1 pseudogene is annotated in these 259 nt (G+C 49.8%); it reads left to right on the plus strand.

Features of this window, described 5'->3' with window-relative positions:
- Positions 1-50: 50 nt before the first annotated feature.
- Positions 51-259: pseudogene (locus tag FW758_RS24965) on the plus strand (hypothetical protein); the annotation flags it as partial.

Below are 259 nucleotides of genomic sequence, written 5' to 3' on the forward strand. Positions count from 1 at the left end.
GTATTCGCACTCAACGCAGAATCAAAACTCAGGATAAAAGGAGAAGCAGCATGAGCACACCCAAGATTAAAGCGTTTCAAGTACAAGAACATTGCGAGGGCGCCGCGTGCATTGTGTTTCATCAACATGCTGCCGCCGCTCGCCGCATAGGTGCGGGCGAACTCAATCTGACCTTTGAAGATGATATGTCAGTTACTCGCTGCCCTGAATATGACCAATACGCTGCGCAAGGCAACGTGCCTTATCAAGTGTTACTGGC

The sequence above is a fragment of the Shewanella sp. 1180_01 genome (assembly GCF_052850535.1).